At 77.6% G+C, this 339-nt stretch carries 2 protein-coding genes; both read left to right on the top strand.

The genetic code is table 11. From position 1 onward, the window contains the following. Window positions 1-173, top strand: a 173-nt coding sequence (locus ACLZOT_RS50900; RefSeq protein ID WP_416976106.1) for a 2Fe-2S iron-sulfur cluster-binding protein, incomplete at its 5' end; no start/stop codon positions are given. Continuing rightward, on the top strand, window positions 163-339 hold a 177-nt coding region (locus tag ACLZOT_RS50895), incomplete at its 3' end, for an FAD-dependent oxidoreductase (RefSeq protein ID WP_416976105.1). The genes ACLZOT_RS50900 and ACLZOT_RS50895, both read left to right, overlap by 11 nt.

Here is a 339-nt window from a genome sequence, read left to right as displayed (position 1 = left end):
CCTCGCGCACCACGCGGGGGTCGGGCCGGCCGGGCTGGTGGTTCTGCGGGATCGGTGGGTGCTTCTACAGCGTGGGCTCCGTCATCTACGGCCCGAGCCAGCGGGGCTGCCTGGTGCCGGCGCGGGCCGGCGACGTGATCCGCACCCAGGAGGGCACGGGCCATGCGGACTGAACTCGTGGTGGTCGGTGCGGGTCCGGCCGGACTCGCCGCGGCGCTGGCCGCGGACGCGCGAGGGGTGCGGGTCACCGTCCTGGACGGCGCGGACGGGCCGGGCGGGCAGTACTTCCGGCAGCCCGCCGCCGCACTGGACGCCCGTCGGCCACGGGCGCTGCACCAC

The sequence above is a fragment of the Streptomyces sp. 4F14 genome, assembly GCF_048159485.1.
Classification (GTDB): domain Bacteria; phylum Actinomycetota; class Actinomycetes; order Streptomycetales; family Streptomycetaceae; genus Streptomyces.
This window is presented reverse-complemented; position numbering and strand designations above follow the sequence as displayed.